The organism is Streptomyces sp. NPDC005496, from assembly GCF_042872045.1.
Classification (GTDB): domain Bacteria; phylum Actinomycetota; class Actinomycetes; order Streptomycetales; family Streptomycetaceae; genus Streptomyces.
Genome location: NZ_JBIAJQ010000026.1, coordinates 1 through 1,163, shown reverse-complemented (window position 1 = coordinate 1,163; position 1,163 = coordinate 1). Strand labels below are relative to the sequence as shown.

The 1,163-nt window shown below is 67.8% G+C and carries 1 protein-coding gene and 1 pseudogene; one reads left to right on the top strand and one right to left on the bottom strand.

The genetic code is table 11. From position 1 onward, the window contains the following. Window positions 1-300 (top strand): DUF2750 domain-containing protein (locus ACFYQQ_RS39525; RefSeq protein ID WP_388907334.1); only part of this gene is annotated, 300 nt, incomplete at its 5' end. Here the strand turns inward: ACFYQQ_RS39525 and ACFYQQ_RS39520 are convergent. Then, window positions 297-1,143: pseudogene (locus ACFYQQ_RS39520) on the bottom strand (IS5 family transposase). The gene ACFYQQ_RS39525 and the pseudogene ACFYQQ_RS39520 overlap by 4 nt on opposite strands. Window positions 1,144-1,163: the final 20 nt, after the last annotated feature.

Sequence of the window (1,163 nt, the reverse complement as noted above, 5' to 3'; positions counted from 1 at the left end):
CGCCAAAGCAGAGTCGTCTGGCTTGTCCGGGATGACGACGGAATGCCGACCCACCTCTCCGCGGACGGCACACGAAGTCTTCCCTTCTGGTCGACCTCGGCCCGCGCCCAGAGGGCAGCGAAGATCTGGGGGCATGGGCTACGCGTTGAATCCATGCCGTTGGAGACCTGGCGCGATCGCGAACTGCCCGATTACGCCCGGGATGGACTCAAGATCGGCATCAACTGGAGCGGGCCGCGCCTGGTCGGCTGGGATTTCACCCCCATGGAAGTTCTCAACCGACTGGCGGCGGCTGACTAGCCCAGGGCATCGCTCGCCAGAGCGCACAGTCGTCGCCAGCAGATGAGTGCACATCCAAGGGTGAGGAAGGCTTCGTGGATGTCGTCGCGGAGCTCCCAGCGGATCCGCAGGCGGCGGAACCAGTGCAGATGGGCGAACGCTCGTTCCACGACCCAGCGTTGGGTGCCCAGACCGGAGCCGTGCTCGGTGCCGCGGCGGGTGATCAGCGGCTTCACGCCGAGATCCCAGACCAGTCGGCGGTACTTGTCGTGGTCGTAACCCCGATCGCCCAGCACCACGTCCGGGCGGCGCCGGGGCCGGCCGCGTTTGCCCCGCACGGGCGGCACGGCCTGGAGAAGAGGGATCAGCTGGGTGACGTCGTTGCGGTTACCGCCGGTCAAGGTGGCGGCGAGCGGGATGCCGGTGGCATCGGTGATCAGATGGTGCTTGCTGCCCGCTCTGCCCCGGTCGACAGGGCTTCGTCCGGTCTTGGCTCCCCCTTTAACGCTCGGATATGAGAGCCGTCGACCACCGCCCGGGAGAAGTCCAGCGCGTTCGCACTGCGAGCCTGGCGAGGAGAACCTCGTGCAGCCGGGACCACACGCCGGCCTCGGTCCACTCGGCCAGGCGGCGCCAGCAGGTCATGCCCGAGCCGAAGCCGAGTTCTTGCGGCAGGTGTTCCCAGGAGATCCCGGTGTGCAGCACGAACAGGATGCCCTGGAACACCAGCCGGTCCGGATGCCGCTTGCGTCCTGGGCGGCGGGTCCGGCGCTCAACCCTGGGCAGTAGCGGCTCGATCACTGCCCACAGATCGTCGTCGACTTCCCACGGCTTCGGCCGCGCCACCGCACACCTCCGGATCATCGGTCCCGGAGTGATCCAAC